We start from the raw sequence: 20,155 nt of genomic DNA on the forward strand, positions 1-20,155 counted from the left end.
ACTAGTTATATTGATAAGCTTGGCTTATCCCCAGCCGAAGCGATCGCACAACGGATATCTTCAATAAAGTTACCATCAGTTTGAACTATGCCATCAGAGAAGGTAACAGGTTGGTGTGGTCCCGCAACCAGTAAGACATTCGTAAAATCGGAGACATTGAAATTTTCTGCTACGACATTCTTGGAGTGAAAATCGAGAACAGTGTTCGCGACCTGTTCTTCTAATGTAAGTAATTGTTCTTCAGTAATTTTCATTCGAGATAATGCAACACGAACACACTTCTCATGAGTGGTCGTCTGCTCTTTGATGATCTCTGTATATTTATCGTTAAGCTTTGAGTTTTCTGCATAACTGTAATAGAGCGGGCCATGCAATGTGATGTTATTTTCTTCATCAACGTAAACAAGATCTAAGAGCTCCAACGCTCCTAAATAGTCGCGCATCGTCTGTTTAGAAAGGTCATACTTTTTCATTAGAATCGTGTAGCCATCTTTACCACGCAACATTCTCAACTCTCGATAAAAATCATAGAGGTGGGGAAATTGGAAGAACACTTCGTCTTGAGTGTGACTGAAATAATCTTGATCTTCTGCTTGTAGTTGATTGGCGAGTTTTTGTAACTCGTCCAGAGTACAGTCGATCGCTCGACAGTACTCGAGCAGTTTATCTAGAGCGAGGTTAGTACTTGTTAAATGACGTTTAAAAGTGGACAAAGGCATACCCATTTTCTCTGATAGCTCTCGATATGTTAGGCCTTTCGTTTTTATCGCTTGTCTTAATGCGGCCAACAAGTACTCGGGAGTGAGTTCTCTCATCTACAATTCCTTTTAGTAATGTTACAGCTGTATGGTATTTGTAACAATTTAGAATTACTTCGCAAGGCATAAGTTCATATTTTTATAGGAAAACTTTGAATTAATATACTTAAACTCACATTTACCACACTAATAGCGACATTTAAAATGCATTCAGTTTCATTATACGTAGCTAATTTATTACATTATAAACATCATAGCTTTAATGCTATTCGTCGCATTAAATCCTAGAAAGTAAAAATATGGCGAGAGTTTACTACTCAAACAAGCATCATGCGTTAGAACATTTGCCCTAAAAACAATTCATCACAAAAGGCATAATTATTCAGTCAGACGATAGTTCGTGAACACAATTAGGTTTAGCAGCGCAGTGCGATCGAAGTCACTTTAGTCAAAATGTCAAAGCAACGAATGGATACAATAAATACCCCGAAATGATGATCGGTATGTAAACGATAGGAAGGAGAACCCAATTAGGAACGACGTTGTCTTGGACTTATTAACAACGTCGACAGACTTTTCATACTAGATGGCGAGGCAAACTCACCGACATGAATGCCACACCAGGGAGAAACTAAAAAATAGCGAACGAAAAAACAATCTTCACTGTATTAAAACGACAAAAGCCTCTTCAACTATACGAGCTTCACAGCCGTTCCAAACGCTAGAATTTCAGAAGATCCATCAACAATCGAGCTAGTTGTAAAACGGATGCCAACCACCGCATCAGCGCCCATATTCGCAGCATCTTCAACCATACGTTGAATCGCGATATTGCGAGCTTCAGTCATCATTTCGGTATAACCTCGAATTTCACCGCCAACGATACTTTTTAGACCCGCCATGAAGTCTCGACCAATGTGTTTAGATTGAACCACATTACCCGTTACTACACCCTTTATCTCGGCGATTTCTCGTCCTGGAATCGTCTCGGTTGTTGAATAAATCATGTTAAGCCTCAGTAAGATAGTTAGATAACTCAATTAAGTTACCATCTGGGTCTCGAATGTAAACAGATAGGATGTTACCAATTGCACCGGTTCGTTGAACGGGGCCTTCAATTACCTCAATAGCATGAGCTTCAAGGTGAGAGATAATATCCAAGATAGGTGTGTCTGTAATAAAACACAAATCAGCACTGCCAGAAGCAACTTGACGTGCTTTAGGTTCAAACTCGCTCCCTAGTTGGTGAAGATTTATTTTTTGCTTTCCATAAATCAAGGCTACTCGTCCTTCACCAAAAGTGATGCTTTCCATACCAAGAACCTGCATATAAAAACCCAGCGTGGTTGGAATATTTTTAACAGTTAGGACTAAGTGATCCAATCGGTTTATTTTCATTGGCCCCTCTCTATAATGCTTCACATGAGATGACTGCCTCTATCTCAATAAATAAGTCAGGATGAATCAAACGACTCACCTCGACTAATGAACAAGCCGGCAAATAGCCCTCATAGAAGTCGAATAATACCGAGCGAATCTCTGGCAATTGGTTCATATCGGTTACAAATATCGTCAGCTTGATGAGGTCACGTTTCTCTCTTTGTTCTTCCGCAAGTATTTTCGATAAGTAAGACAGAATCGTTTTTGTTTGCTCGATTAGATTTTCACTTTGGCTCGGTGAGCCCATTGCTGTCAATCCGGAAACATACAAGGTCTCACAATGTCTTGCCGCATGGACATAAGGACCAGCAATTTGCGGCAAAAATTCGTAACTGATGCGTTGAACCATTTTGACTCCCCTTCCCTAGCGGTTGTATTTCCGTTTATTCAATATCTCTTTCACTTCGTGCGTTTTTTCTAAATCTACTTCATAAACATTGGCTAATGCACAAACATATTATACCCAAACGTCTTCAATGAGCAGGATCCAGAGCGTTGTCACTGACTCTAGTTCAAAGTCAAACAACTTGAGGAATAGTCTTTCTATTTCCATTTTGTTTGGCAAAGAAATAGTGTTAGTGACACGCTCCCAAAGGGCGAGTTGCCTTGGCTTGTATACTTTGTTGTCGATTTTCGATTTAGAACCACTAGACCTTTAAATTGCCGCCGCGTCTACAAACCAATGCAATCTCGCTGAACCTAGCGCATTGAGGATATTTGGGTATACGCGTACGTCGTAGAGTTCTTCCGCGATTGTTCCTTTAATTGTGTCCTCTGTCGGTTGTCCAGTGGCGTCTTTCCTAATCGATTCAGACAACTCACCCACTTCTTCAATCAGTTTGAGGAAATAATGCTGTTTCTGTTCCGGGTCGTGATCAAACTCTTTTATATGCGCTTGTAGTTGTCGAATGTCCATTTCTAATCCTTTTTTGTTTGTAATCCTAATAAACCCTACGATAAGTAGATAACAGAATGATTTAAGGCGATATTCCCAATAGCTCGGTAACACAGATGCTCCTTATCCATGACGTGATGAGTAGAGGAAAAATAGCAAATCCAGCCATTAGAGCAACTGATTTGGTCGGAGTTGGGATATGAGCGGGAAATGGGTAATGGGTAATGGGAAATGGGAAATGGGAAATGGGAAATGGGAGAGTTTGTGGTGGAATGACCCCTTAAAAGTAGACACGGAGGGTTAATTCATTAGCTCAAAGTCTATGGGGCTCACTCCACCTAGAGTCCCATGCCTTCTTACCGGATTGTAATACGTATCGATATAAAGTCGGCTTTGCATTGTCATTTCCTGACGGGATACCTCTCCTAAATTGCTAATCCACTCTTTTTTGTATTGAGCAAAGAAACTTTCTGAACAAGCATTATCCCAACAGTTTCCTTTACGCGACATACTCACGGTAATCGCCTTTTTCCTAAGCCATCGTAAGGTTTCTATCGCTCGATATTGAACACCTTGATCCGAATGAAACATTAACTCCCTTCCATCCGGTAGACGACTCTTCCATGCCTTACTCAAGGCTTTTAGCACTAAATAAGCATTGTTTATGCGACTCGTAGACCACCCCACCACCTTCCTCGAATACAAATCCAATATGACACAAAGGTAGTTCCAACCTTCCTTACATCGAACTTGAGTTATATCAGAAGCCCAAACTTGATTTGGTTTACTCACGTCAAATTGGCGATTAAGAAGATTGTACGCAGGCATCAGTGTTTTCTGCCTAGGAGCTCGACCATGGCGCTTTTTACTGGCTTTAGAACGATAACCTACTAACTGTAATAGCCGTTGAACTCGCTTCTTATTGCAAATAAAACCGAAAGCAACCGCGGCTTCCCACAGCTTTCGATAGCCGGGGATACAATGCTGCCTATCACTTTCCTTTTTCAAAAAGTCGAGCAAACTTTCATTTCTTTGTTCACGCTCACTTGGCTTTCGATGGAGCCACTTATAGTAGCCAGCTGGAGAAACATCTAGCCATCGGCACAGCCTTATTACTGGTCGCTGGACACTCGTATATTTTAGAATGTATTCAAATCTTATTCTTTTAGGCTGTTGAAGTAAGCTTTCGCTTCCTTTAAGAATTCGTTCTCCATCTCAGCCATTTCCAGACGCTTTTTCAACCTTCGAATTTCTTTTTCTAGTTGAACAACTGATTTTTCTGGTCCCACGTTGGGAAGAGTGGGTGATGTATGTTTTTGAGAGGTCATTTCAGCCCTCCATTTGGACAGTAAACTCGGGGAAATGCCTAACGATTTCGCCACTGATTTTACGGTATCAGGAGAATCTAAAGATTGCTGTACGGCCTGTTTCTTGAAATCTTCTGAATGTTTTCGGACAGTTTTTACTTTCATCGCACTCAAATTCCAATATTGAGTGTCTACTTTATTGGGGTCATATCAGAAAGCAATAAAAAAGGAGAGCTAATGCTCTCCTTTTCTTAATCCTAAACTGCTAATTAAAGAGCAGCTTTCGCTTTTTCAACTAGAACAGCAAATGCTGCTTTATCGAATACTGCGATGTCCGCTAGGATCTTACGGTCGATCTCGATAGATGCTTTCTTAAGACCGTTGATGAAACGGCTGTAAGATAGACCATTTTGACGAGATGCTGCGTTGATACGTGCAATCCATAGTTGACGGAATTGACGTTTCTTAGCGCGACGGTCACGGTAAGCGTATTGACCAGCTTTAGTAACTGCTTGGAAAGCTACGCGGTAAACACGAGAACGTGCACCGTAGTAACCTTTAGCTTGTTTTAGAACTTTCTTATGACGTGCACGAGCTTGTACACCACGTTTTACGCGAGGCATTATGCTTCTCCTAAACTAAACGATTGATAACTATAAAGAATTAAGCGTATGGCAACATACGAACAACTGCAGCAACTTCACAACGTGGAAGAATTGCATTTGGACGTAGCTGACGCTTGTTCTTAGTAGTACGCTTAGTCAGGATGTGACGTTTTGTAGCGTGCTTGTACTTAATACCACCAGCAGTTTTCTTAAAACGCTTAGCAGCACCTTTGTTGGTTTTCATCTTAGGCATGATGAATAACTCCGCATTGAGTAGGTTTAATAAACAACGTAATTAGGGCGAACAAAACCCAACCGTTTACCTTTAAAAGGGAAACGGCCAGGTCTTAATTACTTGATGAGCCGTTAATTACTTCTTTTTAGGGGCTAGAACCATGATCATCTGACGACCTTCGATTCGACTTGGGAAAGATTCCACTACAGCAAAGTCTACAGTGTCTTCTTTTAAGCGATGAAGAACGTCAACACCGATGTCTTGGTGCGCCATTTCTCGGCCACGGAAGCGAATTGTTACCTTCACTTTGTTGCCTTCTTCAAGGAAACGCGTCAGGTTGCGTAGTTTTACCTGATAGTCTCCAATATCAGTTCCAGGACGGAATTTTACTTCCTTAATCTGAACCTGTTTTTGCTTTTTCTTCTGCTCTTTAGCAGATTTGCTCTTCTCAAAGAGGAATTTGCCGTAGTCCATAACACGACAGACTGGCGGCTCAGCGTTAGGACTGATCTCCACAAGATCCATGCCTGCTTCTTCAGCAGCTGCGATCGCTTCTTGAATCGATACAACACCAACTGATTCACCGTCAGCGCCAGTTAGTCGAACTTCACGAACGCCACGAATTTCACCGTTCATACGGTGTGGGTTTTGTTTTACCGGCTGTTGGCCGCGTCTTCCGCCTTTAATAGCTTATTCCTCCAGATTGAGCTTACGGCTTGAAATCTCGTCTTGGATGTATGCAATGAAATCATCCACTTTAAATTTGCCGAGATCTTTACCTTTACGAGTACGTACTGCGATTTCGCCAGCTTCCATTTCTTGGTCACCGACAACAAGCATATACGGTACACGCTTCAAAGTGTGTTCGCGGATTTTAAAGCCAATCTTCTCATTTCTCAAGTCCGCTTTAGCTCTAATTCCACTTTTTTGTAGTTTTTGTACTACTTCCTGAACATAATCTGACTGTTTATCAGTAATGTTCATAAGAATTGCCTGTTCTGGCGCCAACCAAGTTGGGAAGAAACCGGCATATTCTTCGATAAGAATACCAATGAAACGCTCTAGTGAACCTAGAATTGCACGGTGAATCATCACCGGAACAAGACGTTCATTGTTTTCACCTACGTAAGTTGCACCTAAGCGACCTGGTAGGTTGAAGTCTAACTGAACAGTACCACACTGCCATGCACGGTCTAGACAGTCGTATAGCGTGAATTCAATCTTAGGACCGTAGAATGCACCCTCGCCTTCTTGAATCTCGTATGGAATTTCCATTGATTCTAGAGACTGTTTCAATGCTTCTTCAGATTGATCCCAGATTTCATCTGAACCTACACGTTTTTCTGGACGAGTAGACAGTTTCACTACGATGTTGTCGAAACCAAATGTTTGGTACGTATCGTACACCATCTTGATACAATTTGTTACTTCTTCTTGAATTTGGCTCTCAGTACAGAAAATGTGAGCGTCATCCTGAGTAAAACCACGTACACGCATAATGCCGTGTAGTGCACCAGATGGTTCGTTACGGTGACATGAACCGAACTCAGCCATACGTAGCGGTAGATCACGGTACGATTTTAGACCTTGGTTAAAGATCTGCACGTGACCTGGACAGTTCATTGGTTTCAGTGCGTATTCACGGTTTTCAGAAGAAGTGGTGAACATCGCATCAGCGTACTTGTCCCAGTGACCAGAACGTTCCCAAAGAACACGGTCCATAATAAGTGGACCTTTTACTTCCTGGTAACCGTATTCGTCTAGCTTAGAGCGTACAAATACTTCAAGGTCACGGAAGATAGACCAACCATTGTGATGCCAGAACACCATGCCTGGTGCTTCTTGTTGCATGTGGAATAGGTCTAATTGCTTACCAAGTTTACGGTGGTCACGCTTCGCTGCTTCTTCAAGGCGAGTTAGGTGCGCTTTCAGTGCTTTCTTATCGTGGAAAGCCGTACCGTAGATACGTTGAAGCATTTTGTTGTCGCTGTTACCACGCCAGTAAGCACCCGCAACATTCAATAGAGTGAAATGTTGACAGAAGCTCATGTTAGGAACGTGAGGACCGCGACACATGTCGATGTATTCTTCATGGTGGTAAAGACCCGGACGATCATCACGAGATACGTTTTCGTCTAGGATTTCCACTTTGTATGGTTCGCCACGTGATTCAAATGTATCACGTGCTTCCTGCCAGCTAACCTTTTTCTTAACAACTTCGTACTTGGTCTTCGCTAGTTCTTTCATACGCTTTTCAATCTTTTCAAGATCGTCTTGCGTTAGAGATTCTTCTAGGTCGATGTCGTAGTAGAAGCCATTGTCGATGGTTGGACCGATCGCCATTTTAGCTTGCGGGTAAAGTTGCTTTAGAGCGTGACCAAGAAGGTGAGCACATGAGTGGCGAACGATTTCTAGACCGTCGACTTCATCTTTAACTGTGATGATCTCAAGGCTTGCGTCTTCTTCAATTAAGTCACACGCATCAACGCGGTTACCGTTTACACGACCAGCGATAGTTGCTTTTGCAAGACCAGGACCGATCGATTGCGCAACTTCCATAGTAGAAACTGGGTTGTCAAATTGACGCTGACTGCCGTCAGGAAGAGTAATAATAGGCATGCTATATCCTTTACAGTGGTGTTGCACACCAAGCAACACATGTTATTCAAATTAGAAGATTTTTCGAGAATCGATAAAGGCCGCTCGGTAACACGAATACCGGACCAATATCGAGAGAGGGATTGTACCTAGCTCACATTTAGAATGCAAAGAGCGATTACAATTTGTCACTGAAACTTCATTGTTCAGTGAATGAGAGCCTCAATAATATTGATAAAAAATCGACGCTATCTAAAAATGAAAATAGCTCTGATAGTGAGCGTCCCTCTTCCATCAGAGCTTATGAGAACCGCAGAGTAAACGATTACAGGTTAAGAGTCGGAGCAATTGCTGCTGCAACCTGTGAATCTGTCGCATCAATAGGTAAAGAGAATGAACGATACTGATCACCAGACATGCTAAATGAGCGGTCGATCTCCGCTAAACAATGGAGCGTCGCACCATCCAATATGAATGACAATTCGATTTCTTTAGTGGAAACGAAGCCGTTATTACGGAACTCTAGCTCTTGGTAAATACCCGAACGTGACGAGAATGTGTTACCACGCAAGAAGCCCTTCTCTACATCGGCTTTAACCATAGTAAAACCAGCTTGCTCAATAGCGCCGATTACTCGTGATGCTGTGGGTAATGGCTTTACTTCAATGTAGTCACGATCGCGTGGGTCAATCGCAAAACCGATGTCTAATGTGGTTTCTACCCAAACGTGGCACTGGTTTTTCATTGCGCTTACTGCCGTAATTGGCGTTTCATCGTGCAGTTTTAACTCGAACGGCACTTGTTTTTCTTCATTCGGTTGGATGATGAAAGGTTCAACCGCCTTCAATTGATCGATCGTGAATGTCTGGTAGCTAACGCTATCATCTGCTTCCACTTTCATCTCAGTATTCAGTTTGATAGTGATAGCATCGATTTGTTGCTCTACATCACCACCTTTAATTTGAACGTGTCCACGTAACGTTGAACCTTGATAAACGCTCATCTCATCTAAAATCGTATCTACCTTTGCCGAGCCGATACCAAGCGATGCTTTTAGTTTTTTAAACATGGAATTCCTTTGTGACTGCCTGTTTTATTAATTTTGTTTTGGAGAACCTTTGTTTACACAACTGATGAAAGTACTGCAAGCAATAGACCTCAAGAATGCGGACTAATTCCTTTTATCCATTCACAAAATAGGTTTAGGTATTTGCAATTTGTACATAGATTACGCACTATTTGTATAGTCAATTAAAAGGAAGTCACTATGTCTGCGCCACTTTATAAGCAAATCAAACAATTTATCCTCGATAAAATTGATTCGGGAGAGTGGATGGTTGGGCATCGCATCGCGACAGAGTTTGAGCTGACCGAACAATTCGGAGTCAGTCGAATGACGGTAAATAAAGCCATTAGAGACTTAGTGAACGAAGGCAAATTACAACGTCGTCCTCGCCTTGGGACGTTTGTTTGTGACCCGGAAGAAAAGTCTGAATCCCCTCTCCTAGACATTCGTAACATTGCTGATGAGATCAGCAATCGTGGTCGAGAGCATCATAGTGAAGTGTTGCAACAAATCGCAATCAAAGCCGATGATGACATCGCAATAAAATTGGGCGTCATGCTTGGTACAACCGTCTTCTACAGTGAAATCATCCACTATGAAGATCAGACTCCAATTCAGCTGGAACTCAGATGGATAAACAGCCAATACGCACCGAGTTACCTTCAACAAGACTTTACTTCTATGACGCCAAACCAGTACCTTTCTAATAACTGCCCACTCAGCGCAATTGAACATACCGTAGAAGCCATTGCGCCAGATGGGCGCGTTAAGCAAGACCTTAAAATGCAAGCTGATGAACCATGTTTACTGCTCAACCGACGTACATGGAGCCAAGACAAACTGGTCAGTACAGCGTTACTTTATCACCCAGGTAATAAGTACAAATTAAGCTCTAAGATCCTATTGTAAACTAGGCATTACTTCTTCGTTTCGATCACATTTCAGCAACATTAGTCTTGTCAGTGATGCTTTTTTCTCCTATTTATTTGTATATACATTTAATCAAGTAAGTATTGGGATGAGTGGAAATGGATTTGTTGATTGAAAATGCACGACTGGTAACCATGCAAGAAGGAGAACAAGGATATTTGCCGACTCCAATTGCTCGTGTGGGAATTCGATCAGGAAAAATTGTCGCCATCAGCACAAAAGAACAAGGTAAAGATAGCGAACATACCGAATCCCTTTTGAATCCAGCCCAATATGGGCAAACCATCGACCTTCAAGGCAAATTGTTAATGCCAGGGTTAGTAGATTGCCACACGCATCTTGTTTACGCAGGCAGCCGCGCCAACGAATTCGAAATGCGCCTTAACGGCGTACCATACAAAGAAATTGCGAAACAAGGTGGTGGTATTCTTTCCACCGTTCATGCCACTCGCGCAGCAACAGAAGAACAACTTATTGAACTCGCCCTACCACGTTTAGATGGCTTACTCGCCAGCGGTGTTACCTCTATCGAGGTTAAGTCTGGTTACGGACTCACACTGCAAGATGAAATCAAGATGCTTCGTGCAGCAAAAGCATTAGAGCATGAGCGCAAAGTAAAAATCACCACAACGCTGCTCGCCGCTCATGCACTTCCACCAGAGTATCAAGATCGTTCTGATGACTACATTGGCTACGTTTGTGAGGAAATAATCCCTCTCGTGGCTCAAGAAAAGCTCGCCACCAGCGTAGACGTATTTTGTGAATCCATTGGCTTCAATCTGGCACAAACCGAGCGTGTCTTTCGGGCTGCTGCACAATATGGTTTGAGAGTGAAAGGCCATACTGAACAGCTCTCAAATCTTGGTGGTACCGCTCTAACCACACGATACAACGGCCTCTCAGCCGACCATATTGAATACCTGGACGAGCAAGGTGTGCTCGCGCTTTCAAATTCATCGACCGTTGCGACATTACTGCCAGGCGCTTTTTACTTCCTACGAGAGAAGCAATTGCCACCAATCGAGTTGCTTAGACAACACAATGTTCCAATGGCAATTGCCACAGACATCAACCCTGGCACTTCGCCATTTGCAGATCTAACGTTAATGATGAACATGGCATGCACCCTCTTTCGATTAACGCCTCAAGAAGCGTTGCGTGGTGTCACACAACATGCCGCAAAAGCATTGGGTTATGGAGACTCACGTGGCGTGATTGAGGTTGGGTTTGATGGCGACTTCTCAATTTGGGATATCGACCACCCTGCTGACCTGAGCTACCAAGTAGGAACAAAACGTTTGATTAGTCGCATAGTCAATGGTGAGTATGTCTCACACGGAGGATTGTGATATGGCTCAATCCGATCCAAATACCGCTCCATTTCACTGGCAAGGTCGTCACGATGCAGAAGACGGTGAACTTGGTAAGCGTGTTCATCACGTGATTAAAAACATCTCTGTTGAAGAGTTAGCGAGCAGAAGTGAAGGCGTCTCGATTCTTGGCTTTGCTACCGATGCAGGAGTTGCTCGAAATCAAGGCCGCATTGGTGCGAAAAAGTCACCCGATTTAATCCGCCGAGCACTGGCAAACTTAGCATGGCATCAAGATACTCCACTTTACGACCTTGGCACCGTGGCCTGCGAAGATGACCTTTTAGAGAGCAGCCAAGCACAATGTGCAGAAGCCATTGCTCAAGCATTACCACACTCACCTGTTGTTGTCCTAGGTGGCGGACATGAAATCGCGTGGGCCTCTTTCTCTGGTCTAGCAAAGTATTTCAATACTCACCACCCAGAAAAGCCGCCGAAAATTGGTATTATCAACTTCGACGCTCACTTTGATTTACGTGCTTTTGAAAGCGACATGGCCGATGTAAAGCCAAGCTCTGGTACACCATTCAATCAAATCAATCACTTTTGCCAACGCAATGACTGGAAGTTTCACTACGCTTGCATTGGGGTAAGTCGCAGCAGCAATACGAAGGCACTATTTCAAAAAGCTGATGAGTTGAACGTATGGTATGTAGAAGATAAGCAGCTTTGCTACATGAATCACAGCTATCATTTGACACAGCTACAGCACTTCATCGATGACTGCGATTACCTCTACCTGACGATTGATTTGGACGTATTCCCTGCAGCAACTGCGCCAGGTGTAAGCGCTCCAGCTGCAAGAGGGGTTAGCTATGACATCATTTCACCGTTTTTAGACCGAATCCTACATTACAAAAATAAGCTGATGCTGGCTGATATTGCCGAGTACAACCCCACTTATGACATCGATAGTCAAACGGCTCGATTGGCAGCCCGCTTATGCTGGGATATCGCCAACGCCATGGCCGAAAAAGAGCATAAGCACAAATAGCCTTATTCAATCCATTCAATTTCGAATAGCACCTTACTCATATAACAAAAGCCAAGCATAGACTTGGCTTACACGTGAAACTAAAGGAGTCTTACAATGACACAGCGCCAAGGACAAGATCCACGACTTGATACCAGTAGAACAATTCGTGCTCCACGCGGTACCGACCTGCGCGCCAAATCGTGGCTGACTGAAGCCCCTCTTCGTATGCTGATGAATAACCTTGACCCAGATGTAGCGGAGCATCCGCATTCATTGGTGGTGTACGGCGGTATTGGCCGTGCGGCTCGTAACTGGGAATGCTTCGATAAAATTGTTGAAGTATTAGAAAGACTCGAAGACGACCAAACTCTTTTAGTTCAATCAGGCAAACCTGTCGGCGTTTACCCTACTCACAAAAATGCACCTCGCGTTCTGATTGCTAACTCTAATCTAGTACCACACTGGGCAAACTGGGAGCATTTTAATCAGCTCGATAAAGAAGGTTTGATGATGTACGGTCAAATGACCGCAGGCAGCTGGATTTACATTGGTTCGCAAGGCATCGTTCAAGGTACTTACGAAACCTTTGTCTCAGTGGCGAAAAAGCATTTTAACGGCGAGGCAAAAGGTCGTTGGATTCTCACTGGTGGTCTAGGTGGTATGGGTGGCGCACAAACCTTAGCAGGTACCATGGCGGGCTTCTCTATGATAGCCGTCGAGTGTGATGAATCACGTATCGATTACCGTCTACGCACAGGCTACGTCGACAAGAAAGCCACATCGTTGGATGAAGCGTTAGCGATGATCAAAGAATCAGACTCGCCTATTTCAGTTGGTCTACTAGGCAACGCAGCAGACATCTTCCCAGAGCTTGTAGAACGTAACATCACGCCAGATGTAGTAACAGACCAAACCTCTGCGCATGACCCATTGAACGGTTACTTGCCTCAAGGTTGGAGCATGTCTCATGCAGCAGAAATGCGCCTGCAAGATGAAGCCGGCGTGGTTAAAGCGGCGAAACAATCAATGGCAGTACAAGTTCAAGCCATGCTAGAGCTGCAAAACCGCGGCGCTGCAACACTGGATTACGGCAACAACATCCGTCAAATGGCGCTAGAAGAAGGCGTCGAAAACGCGTTTGATTTCCCTGGTTTCGTACCAGCTTACATTCGACCTTTATTCTGTGAAGGTATTGGGCCATTCCGTTGGGCAGCGTTGTCTGGCGATCCAGAGGACATCTACAAAACCGACCAAAAAGTTAAAGAGCTGATCCCAGATAACCCTCACCTACACAATTGGCTAGACATGGCACGTGAACGCATTCAGTTCCAAGGTCTGCCTGCGCGCATCTGTTGGGTAGGTCTGAAAGACCGCGAGCGCCTTGGCCAAGCCTTCAACGAAATGGTGAAAAACGGTGAACTTAAAGCACCGGTTGTTATTGGCCGTGACCACTTAGACTCCGGCTCTGTAGCCAGCCCGAACCGAGAAACCGAAGGTATGATGGATGGCTCTGATGCCGTATCGGATTGGCCGCTACTTAATGCGCTATTGAATACAGCAGGCGGCGCAACGTGGGTGTCTCTACACCACGGAGGCGGCGTTGGCATGGGCTTCTCTCAACACTCGGGTATGGTTATTTGTTGCGATGGCAGTGATGATGCGTCTGAGCGTATTGCTCGCGTACTTCACAATGACCCAGCGACGGGTGTTATGCGTCATGCTGATGCTGGCTACGACATCGCCAAACAATGTGCAGCCGAACAAAAATTAGATCTACCAATGCTCAACGAAGAGCTGAAAAAGCTGAAGTAAGGATGAAAGACATGCTCAATTTAACGCTAAAGCCAGGTCATATTAGCTTAAACGAACTCCGTCAGGTGAGTCGTTCACCTGTTAACCTTACTCTCGATCCAGAAGCGATTCCGGCCATTGAGGAAAGCACTCAAGTCGTCGACCGCGTGATTGCAGAAGATCGAACCGTTTACGGCATAAACACGGGTTTTGGTCTGCTTGCGAACACTCGTATTGCACCAGAAGATCTAGAGACGCTACAGCGCAGTATTGTACTCTCTCACGCGGCAGGCATCGGGAAATTCATGTCTGATGAAACCGTTCGCTTAATGATGGTTCTTAAGATCAATAGCCTTGCGCGTGGCTTCTCTGGCTTGCGTTTGAAAGTCATCAACATGCTGATTGACCTAGTGAACGCACAAGTTTATCCATGTGTGCCACAAAAAGGCTCAGTGGGTGCTTCTGGTGACTTAGCGCCGCTAGCTCACATGAGTACGGTGCTTCTTGGCGAAGGCCAAGCACGTCACAATGGCAAAGTCATTTCAGGTCTAGAAGCACTGCAAATTGCTGGTCTAGAGCCAATCACACTGGCCCCTAAAGAAGGTTTAGCACTGCTTAACGGTACTCAAGCGTCAACGGCATTTGCACTGGAAGGCCTATTCATCGCAGAGGATCTGTTCTCATCCGCGACGGTTTGCGGGGCGATGTCGGTAGAAGCGGCATTAGGTAGCCGTCGTCCGTTCGACCCACGTATTCATCGTGTTCGCGGTCATCGTAGCCAAATGGATGCCGCATTAGCGTATCGACATATGCTAGAAGCAACCAGCGAGATTGGTGAATCACACACCGATTGCGAAAAAGTACAAGATCCATATTCACTTCGTTGTCAGCCCCAAGTCATGGGCGCATGTTTACAGCAAATTCGTAATTCCGCAGAGATTCTGCAAGTAGAAGCGAACTCAGTATCAGACAACCCGTTGGTGTTTGCTGAAGATAACGACATCATCTCTGGCGGTAACTTCCACGCTGAGCCAGTTGCTATGGCGGCGGATAACCTTGCGCTTGCGATTGCAGAGATTGGTAGCTTGTCAGAGCGTCGTATGGCACTGCTTATTGATAGCGCGCTATCTAAGCTTCCTCCATTCTTGGTCGACAATGGCGGTGTGAACTCAGGCTTTATGATTGCGCAGGTGACGTCGGCTGCGTTGGCAAGTGAAAACAAAACACTGGCTCACCCTGCTTCGGTAGACAGTCTGCCGACTTCAGCAAACCAAGAAGACCACGTATCAATGGCTACATTTGCAGGTCGTCGTTTGAAAGAGATGGGAGAAAATACACGTGGCATCTTGGCAGTCGAATATTTGTCAGCCGCGCAAGGTTTAGATTTCCGTGCGCCAAACAAGTCTTCTGAGCGCATAGAGATTGCTAAGCAAATGCTGCGTGAGAAAGTGTCGTTTTATGATAAAGACCGCTACTTCGCACCCGACATTGAGCAAGCAAATACACTTCTAAAGTTAGCACTGCATAATGCATTGATGCCTGAAAGTTTGTTACCAAGCGTACATTAAATTACTCATCAAAAATTAAAAGCCGATTGAGCTATTAACTCAATCGGCTTTCTGTTGAACATGTCTCTCTTTAGCGATAAGGCAACACTGACTTAAATAATATTTGACAAGTACTGTATAGAATACAGTTGCCACCTTGATACTTCAGAAAAAACGACTTGTTTTAAACGTTGACATCCTTTAATTGGAATGAGGGCAATGGATATTATAGGCAGTACACAGTCGATCTGGTTCGAAGTGAGACTTCTTCTCCACTAAAACTATCGTAAATATGAATATCTGGCTCCGCCTTTAAATATTTAGACGGACTTTTGATTTCCCTTAATTTGATATAGTTTTTTTGAGGAGAGATTTTCTCTATTGCCTCAACACGAAAATAAGTATTGGGCTTAGCTAAAATTTCTGCTTCATAAGCTTTAAAGGTATAAGCATTAATAGCCCGCCCAGACGACTTCAGTTCAATTTTAAACTGAGCCGCAGACACTCCCTCATATGCTCCAGAAGCGGAAAAGTTTCTGGCGACACTTGGAATAGTAGAAGTCGATAGAAAGGCTTTCTCATGCAGGATGTCGCCAATATTGAGCTTTTCTAAAAGGCTGTTCTTGATAGAAGAACCACGATAAACCGTTCCTTTGTAATTTGGTAACTTGTTCATCACACTTCGCATGTGAGAAACACGCTCTTTAAGCGCTTCCCCGTATCCCGGCATTAAGAACTCTTTAGGCTCACCTGCTCGCATGTACTCATTCACAACATCGTGATCAACTCGACCGTAACGTTTAATTGCTGAGTACTCTTCCGGAATCATCTTCCGCTCTGCCTTTGCGTGATTCTCGACAGACCAATCCATTAGGTCATCTGCCATCTGCTCTTGTTGAACTGGTGACAAATCCCGTCCTTTAAACTCGGCAAAGTCTTCCGCGCTTGCTGGACACGTAACAACAGCCGCTAGTAAAGCGATTAACATTATCTTTTTCATATTTTCCTCCATGCTTAACCACAGATTAAAGCGCGCCAATAAGAACGGCCGATCTCTTCACCCGAATACAAATTGTAAGTTTTCCCCGTCGTAGGTTCCGAAGGCGACACCGTCTCCAGTGCCACCATTGCGGAATTCTGCCCCGTTTCAATATGAGTGACTCGATAATAAGTGTTTGGAGGGAGCAGGACCTCAGCTTCACCACTGAATTCCGATAGTCCGCCGAGTGCACGCCCATTATTTTTAACCTGCACCTCATACAGCACTCGCTGCAATGGCTGTGGAGAGTTTGGCCTTACCACAGCAAACCGTTTCGCGATTTCAGGAATGGTGCTGCTTGACGTAAACGCAGGCTCGACCACCACATCCCCGGCTTGAAGCTTGTTCAAAAGCGATTGCTTCACCCACGCTCCGCGGTAAGTAACCCCCTTGTAACGAGGCAATTTTTTCATCGCGTTACCTACTTGCTTAATAAACTTTCGAGCACTTTTTCCGGCACTTCCCCATGTAGATGTATCCACCGCACGTAAATAGTCATTGGCAAGTTGATAACCTGACACAGAAAAGTCCTCCAACGCCTCAAGCTCATTCGCGGTCATCAGCCTATAACGCCAACCGCTGGCTGCGTTTGACCAATCGCTAAACTGAGTCGCTAACTCTTCGATTTGATTTTGGCTACGCAATGGTGCTTTGAGAGCATCAAATGGTGCCGCGCTAACAGAAAAACTAAAACAGAGAATAAGTAATGTAATTAATCGCCACATAACCAACACCTCCGACTACCAATATCTTGGGTTGTTAGGGCTCAAATCGCAGGAGATATTGAGCTCATTTTGCTTTATCACACCGAATCGAATCACACTAAACAGCTCTAATTGCTGACGAGTAAGACTGTCAAACCAATCAGAAAACGGCGTTAACCAATACATTGATTCATCACCGGAGACCTTAAACAAGGCGTCTCTCAGTTGCGGGTACATGATCATGCAAGTTCTGCCCGGTAGGTTAGTGAAGTTATTATTAACTTGAACCAGCAGGTCGAGCTTTCTACCCAATTCAGAATCGGCGTTAAACAAATCATCGATCGATGCATGTAGACGCACGTCATAACTCATGTCTTCTCCACTGTTCGCTGGGTGGTAATAAGCAGAGTCGCTGTCGTTGATATTGTAATAAACGTCCAACGTCATATAGCGCAGTAGATGTGCAGGTAGTGGCTCAGATAGGAGTGCGGTCGTCCCCATTTCTCCTGATGCGTAGTGACCTGTAGAAATATTCTGCGCATGGATAATGCCAATGTATCTCTGGAAGTCGCCAAGCTGTGCAGCAAGCCATTCCTCACCATTGCTGTCAGCCACACTCATCGCTTCTAAAATACGATTTTTTACCACGCTTTTCGCTAGCGGTAATGCGGCCGCAAGATTGCTGGTATTCAAGTTGGACGCCTTTAGCGCTGACGCAATTAAAGGAGCATGTTTATCGAGATCAAAGCTTCCCGGATATAGGTAACTATAAAAACCGTTAACATGTGTTGCCTGCCATTCACTCTCTAGTGCCGAGCTAATAAAACCCTCCAGTTTTGCCAAGCGCTTTGAATGCACGTAATACCCTGAGTCTTTGTTCCTTTCATGCCAATCAGCAATGTGGTGCAATGACGATTCGCGAGACAGATTTTCTTTTGCTAGGTAGCTAGGGGACCAAGCGGCACAAGCATTACCACCGCCACACTCGGCTTCTAGCGCCGCACTGGAATCAAACATCCAACGCACCACTCGCGCTTTGTCGGCTTCCGCAGTTCTGATGATGCGTTGCTTATCGGAAAAGCTTAGGATCTGCTGTTCAAGCCAAGCCTCTTCATGTTGAGAGCTCCAACCTTCGTTGATCAGTTCATCCATAGATTGTGCAAAGACACGCTTGATCGCATCGCGATTTGGCATCACCATCTGCGAAATTACTTCATCTTTTGCAGAGTCATAATGCTCTTTCTCTGCAGGAATCCACGTGTACTCAGTACACCCTCTGAAGTTCGGGTCACCCCCAAGTATCCCAATTCGAATACACTTCTCGTACCCTTCTTGAATAACAAAGTACTTTTGACGACGTTCAGTAGCCGTGGCTGGACGCCCAAAAATACTGCGAGACATTTCATCTATCGCTAAATAATCCGCTTGGGCTTTAAAATAGCGATGGGCTTTCGCAACCGCTTCTGAATCAAACAAACGATCGATGGCATTCATGCCTTCTGCATACATTTCTTCTTTTAACTTGGCTCTAAGCACATCAAGCTGGGAGTTCGCGGTCTCGACGATTTTGATCTTCGAATTGAGAACTTGTCGGTAAAGTTGATGCAGTGATTGACGATCTAAGCCTTGCACTTCCCCATTTCTAAGTTCATCAAGCACCGCCACTGCCAAGTCCAGATGGTCTTGTTGGCAATGCTGCAAGCGCGCTAAAGCTTGATTGGCTTCTCGCTTCGATGGCACATACATTGGGCGGTTGTTGTTTTCTTCCTGCTCTGGGTACAAAGCCAGCAACGCATCAATCTCAGTGCGGCAAGTTGAAGCAAGATCAGAGGCAAACAGTTTGGCATTCGTGCCTTCCAGCGCGAGCTTATTAAAAATGGCTTTCTGAACTTCGCTCTCGACCGAGTTAATCAACGTCTCTGCTAACACAGCTTGTGCTTTTAACGCTTCTTGATAATGCTGCTGATACTTAAGCGCTACATCAGAGGCATAACCCTTCGCCAGCGCCTCAAGCATGCGTTGTTGACCGGATGCAAGATCCGCCCAATGCTGCTTATCTTTTTTGTCTTGTTGAGTGACGATGTCGTCATGAACGGTAAAGCTATAATGATCACCCGCGGCAACTCGATTCCAACGAGCAGTTAGAATCTTACGATCAATTTCTCGCTCAGGTAGCTTGAGAACACCAAACCAATCAATCAGGCTCATCACCGTAGCAAAGCGGTCGTAGGACGTTTTCGTTTCATCTTCAAAGGATTGAGCCACATCATTTGCCCACAATCCCACGGCAATGGTATCGCCTACTGGTCCTAACGCTTCTAGCGCACCCTTGGCAAAACCTGCCGTCGAATGCCCGATTGTCGCAAGCAAACTCGCCGCTTCTTCGGATTCAAGAACGGCAACATTGGCAGGACCGACCTCAAGTAGAGATGCAGTTTCTGGGAAAACTTCATCTGCCTCAGCAAGCGAAGGTCGCGCGTCTGCGTGGTGTTCTGGCGCAGATAAAAATAAATCTTCTGCCGTTAGGTCTTCACTGAAGTTTCGGTAATTTGACTTACGTATATCGTGGAAGCTCTCACGATCCAGTACGTTGTATTCATCACCAATATTACAAACTTCAAAAGCACTAACACAGGGGGAAGCAATGGCACACGCCAATACCAATTTTCTTAACTTCATATAATTATCCTTGGTTTGAGAAGTTATTCGCTTCTTGCAGGAAGCAGCAAGCCTCCGATTACTTATTCGCAACCGGAAATTAAACGTTTTTAATTAAGGTGCTCTCGTGGGCAAACGGCGAGAGCAGAGAGACTTAGAGCTAAGCCTTTGGTTGATGCCGAGGGATCATTGATTTCATAGACAGCCAAACTTTTGTTGTTGTGTTTTATTACCTC

The 20,155-nt window shown here is 44.5% G+C and carries 19 protein-coding genes; 5 read left to right on the forward strand and 14 right to left on the reverse strand.

Annotated elements, in window-relative coordinates; genetic code table 11:
* Nucleotides 1–5: 5 nt before the first annotated feature.
* The 11 genes from C1S74_RS03700 to C1S74_RS03755 form a co-directional block, all read right to left on the reverse strand.
* Entirely contained in the window at nt 6–815 is an 810-nt protein-coding gene (locus tag C1S74_RS03700; protein ID WP_045401590.1) for a helix-turn-helix domain-containing protein, read from the reverse strand.
* 635 nt (nt 816–1,450) lie between these two features.
* Nucleotides 1,451–1,765: a heavy metal-binding domain-containing protein gene (locus C1S74_RS03705; RefSeq protein ID WP_038868645.1), complete on the reverse strand. Its 315-nt coding sequence runs from the start codon at nt 1,763–1,765 to the stop codon at nt 1,451–1,453.
* A 1-nt stretch (nt 1,766) separates the two neighbouring features.
* Complete coding sequence (locus tag C1S74_RS03710; RefSeq protein WP_045401593.1) at nt 1,767–2,156, reverse strand: VOC family protein; 390 nt, start codon at nt 2,154–2,156, stop codon at nt 1,767–1,769.
* A gap of 10 nt (nt 2,157–2,166) precedes the next feature.
* Nucleotides 2,167–2,547, reverse strand: a complete 381-nt coding sequence (locus tag C1S74_RS03715; protein ID WP_045401595.1) for a RidA family protein — start codon at nt 2,545–2,547, stop codon at nt 2,167–2,169.
* Between the two features lie 306 nt (nt 2,548–2,853).
* Nucleotides 2,854–3,114, reverse strand: a complete 261-nt coding sequence (locus C1S74_RS03725; protein WP_227741108.1) for a nucleoside triphosphate pyrophosphohydrolase family protein — start codon at nt 3,112–3,114, stop codon at nt 2,854–2,856.
* A 279-nt stretch (nt 3,115–3,393) separates the two neighbouring features.
* Nucleotides 3,394–4,565, reverse strand: a protein-coding gene (locus tag C1S74_RS03730) for an IS3 family transposase (RefSeq protein WP_103415227.1) whose coding sequence is annotated in 2 segments (ribosomal slippage) — nt 3,394–4,283 and nt 4,283–4,565 — 1,173 coding nt in all. Because the reading frame shifts where the segments join, the coding sequence is not laid out codon by codon here.
* Between the two features lie 104 nt (nt 4,566–4,669).
* Nucleotides 4,670–5,023: a 50S ribosomal protein L20 gene (gene rplT, locus C1S74_RS03735; protein WP_004727974.1), complete on the reverse strand. Its 354-nt coding sequence runs from the start codon at nt 5,021–5,023 to the stop codon at nt 4,670–4,672.
* Nucleotides 5,024–5,063: 40 nt separating this feature from the next.
* Entirely contained in the window at nt 5,064–5,258 is a 195-nt protein-coding gene (gene rpmI / locus C1S74_RS03740; protein ID WP_009705876.1) for a 50S ribosomal protein L35, read from the reverse strand.
* A 117-nt stretch (nt 5,259–5,375) separates the two neighbouring features.
* Entirely contained in the window at nt 5,376–5,876 is a 501-nt protein-coding gene (infC, locus tag C1S74_RS03745; protein ID WP_038868650.1) for a translation initiation factor IF-3, read from the reverse strand.
* A 54-nt stretch (nt 5,877–5,930) separates the two neighbouring features.
* Complete coding sequence (gene thrS / locus C1S74_RS03750) at nt 5,931–7,859, reverse strand: threonine--tRNA ligase (RefSeq protein ID WP_038868651.1); 1,929 nt, start codon at nt 7,857–7,859, stop codon at nt 5,931–5,933.
* A 304-nt stretch (nt 7,860–8,163) separates the two neighbouring features.
* Nucleotides 8,164–8,907, reverse strand: a complete 744-nt coding sequence (locus C1S74_RS03755) for a sporulation protein (protein WP_045402606.1) — start codon at nt 8,905–8,907, stop codon at nt 8,164–8,166.
* Between the two features lie 198 nt (nt 8,908–9,105).
* Here C1S74_RS03755 and hutC point away from each other — a divergent pair, with 198 nt between their 5' ends.
* The 5 genes from hutC to hutH all read left to right on the forward strand — a co-directional run bounded on the left by hutC (nt 9,106) and on the right by hutH (nt 15,539).
* A complete protein-coding gene (gene hutC / locus C1S74_RS03760; protein ID WP_045402611.1) occupies nt 9,106–9,813 on the forward strand; it encodes a histidine utilization repressor in 708 nt (235 codons plus the stop codon).
* Between the two features lie 119 nt (nt 9,814–9,932).
* Complete coding sequence (hutI, locus tag C1S74_RS03765) at nt 9,933–11,183, forward strand: imidazolonepropionase (RefSeq protein WP_045402613.1); 1,251 nt, start codon at nt 9,933–9,935, stop codon at nt 11,181–11,183.
* 1 nt (nt 11,184) lies between these two features.
* Nucleotides 11,185–12,198 (forward strand): formimidoylglutamase, encoded by a 1,014-nt coding sequence (gene hutG / locus C1S74_RS03770; protein ID WP_045402616.1) that lies wholly within the window; start codon nt 11,185–11,187, stop codon nt 12,196–12,198.
* A 96-nt stretch (nt 12,199–12,294) separates the two neighbouring features.
* Nucleotides 12,295–13,992 (forward strand): urocanate hydratase, encoded by a 1,698-nt coding sequence (gene hutU / locus C1S74_RS03775; protein ID WP_045402618.1) that lies wholly within the window; start codon nt 12,295–12,297, stop codon nt 13,990–13,992.
* A gap of 11 nt (nt 13,993–14,003) precedes the next feature.
* Complete coding sequence (hutH, locus tag C1S74_RS03780) at nt 14,004–15,539, forward strand: histidine ammonia-lyase (protein ID WP_045402625.1); 1,536 nt, start codon at nt 14,004–14,006, stop codon at nt 15,537–15,539.
* A 205-nt stretch (nt 15,540–15,744) separates the two neighbouring features.
* Here the strand turns inward: hutH and C1S74_RS03785 are convergent, their stop codons facing one another.
* From C1S74_RS03785 to C1S74_RS03795, 3 genes are read right to left on the reverse strand one after another with little or no spacing between them, the layout of a single operon-like run.
* Nucleotides 15,745–16,518 carry an ADP-ribosyltransferase gene (locus C1S74_RS03785; protein ID WP_045402627.1) on the reverse strand — a complete coding sequence of 258 codons (774 nt, stop codon included), beginning with the start codon at nt 16,516–16,518 and terminating at the stop codon, nt 15,745–15,747.
* 14 nt (nt 16,519–16,532) lie between these two features.
* On the reverse strand, nt 16,533–17,282 hold the full coding sequence (locus C1S74_RS03790; protein ID WP_045402630.1) for an ADP-ribosyltransferase: 750 nt from the start codon (nt 17,280–17,282) through the stop codon (nt 16,533–16,535).
* A gap of 15 nt (nt 17,283–17,297) precedes the next feature.
* Nucleotides 17,298–19,940 (reverse strand): hypothetical protein, encoded by a 2,643-nt coding sequence (locus C1S74_RS03795; protein WP_045402633.1) that lies wholly within the window; start codon nt 19,938–19,940, stop codon nt 17,298–17,300.
* Nucleotides 19,941–20,155: the final 215 nt, after the last annotated feature.

Origin of the sequence: Vibrio hyugaensis (assembly GCF_002906655.1) — a bacterium.
In the GTDB taxonomy this organism is placed as follows: Bacteria; Pseudomonadota; Gammaproteobacteria; order Enterobacterales; family Vibrionaceae; genus Vibrio; species Vibrio hyugaensis.

Bases quoted from the DNA above. Each gene is read 5' to 3' on its own strand.
- C1S74_RS03700 (WP_045401590.1), bottom strand. From the start codon at position 815: ATGAGAGAACTCACTCCCGAGTACTTGTTGGCCGCATTAAGACAAGCG.
- C1S74_RS03705 (WP_038868645.1), bottom strand. From the start codon at position 1,765: ATGATTTATTCAACAACCGAGACGATTCCAGGACGAGAAATCGCCGAG.
- C1S74_RS03710 (WP_045401593.1), bottom strand. From the start codon at position 2,156: ATGAAAATAAACCGATTGGATCACTTAGTCCTAACTGTTAAAAATATT.
- C1S74_RS03715 (WP_045401595.1), bottom strand. From the start codon at position 2,547: ATGGTTCAACGCATCAGTTACGAATTTTTGCCGCAAATTGCTGGTCCT.
- C1S74_RS03725 (WP_227741108.1), bottom strand. From the start codon at position 3,114: ATGGACATTCGACAACTACAAGCGCATATAAAAGAGTTTGATCACGAC.
- rplT (WP_004727974.1), bottom strand. From the start codon at position 5,023: ATGCCTCGCGTAAAACGTGGTGTACAAGCTCGTGCACGTCATAAGAAA.
- rpmI (WP_009705876.1), bottom strand. From the start codon at position 5,258: ATGCCTAAGATGAAAACCAACAAAGGTGCTGCTAAGCGTTTTAAGAAA.
- infC (WP_038868650.1), bottom strand. From the start codon at position 5,876: ATGAACGGTGAAATTCGTGGCGTTCGTGAAGTTCGACTAACTGGCGCT.
- thrS (WP_038868651.1), bottom strand. From the start codon at position 7,859: ATGCCTATTATTACTCTTCCTGACGGCAGTCAGCGTCAATTTGACAAC.
- C1S74_RS03755 (WP_045402606.1), bottom strand. From the start codon at position 8,907: ATGTTTAAAAAACTAAAAGCATCGCTTGGTATCGGCTCGGCAAAGGTA.
- hutC (WP_045402611.1), top strand. From the start codon at position 9,106: ATGTCTGCGCCACTTTATAAGCAAATCAAACAATTTATCCTCGATAAA.
- hutI (WP_045402613.1), top strand. From the start codon at position 9,933: ATGGATTTGTTGATTGAAAATGCACGACTGGTAACCATGCAAGAAGGA.
- hutG (WP_045402616.1), top strand. From the start codon at position 11,185: ATGGCTCAATCCGATCCAAATACCGCTCCATTTCACTGGCAAGGTCGT.
- hutU (WP_045402618.1), top strand. From the start codon at position 12,295: ATGACACAGCGCCAAGGACAAGATCCACGACTTGATACCAGTAGAACA.
- hutH (WP_045402625.1), top strand. From the start codon at position 14,004: ATGCTCAATTTAACGCTAAAGCCAGGTCATATTAGCTTAAACGAACTC.
- C1S74_RS03785 (WP_045402627.1), bottom strand. From the start codon at position 16,518: ATGAAAAAGATAATGTTAATCGCTTTACTAGCGGCTGTTGTTACGTGT.
- C1S74_RS03790 (WP_045402630.1), bottom strand. From the start codon at position 17,282: ATGTGGCGATTAATTACATTACTTATTCTCTGTTTTAGTTTTTCTGTT.
- C1S74_RS03795 (WP_045402633.1), bottom strand. From the start codon at position 19,940: ATGAAGTTAAGAAAATTGGTATTGGCGTGTGCCATTGCTTCCCCCTGT.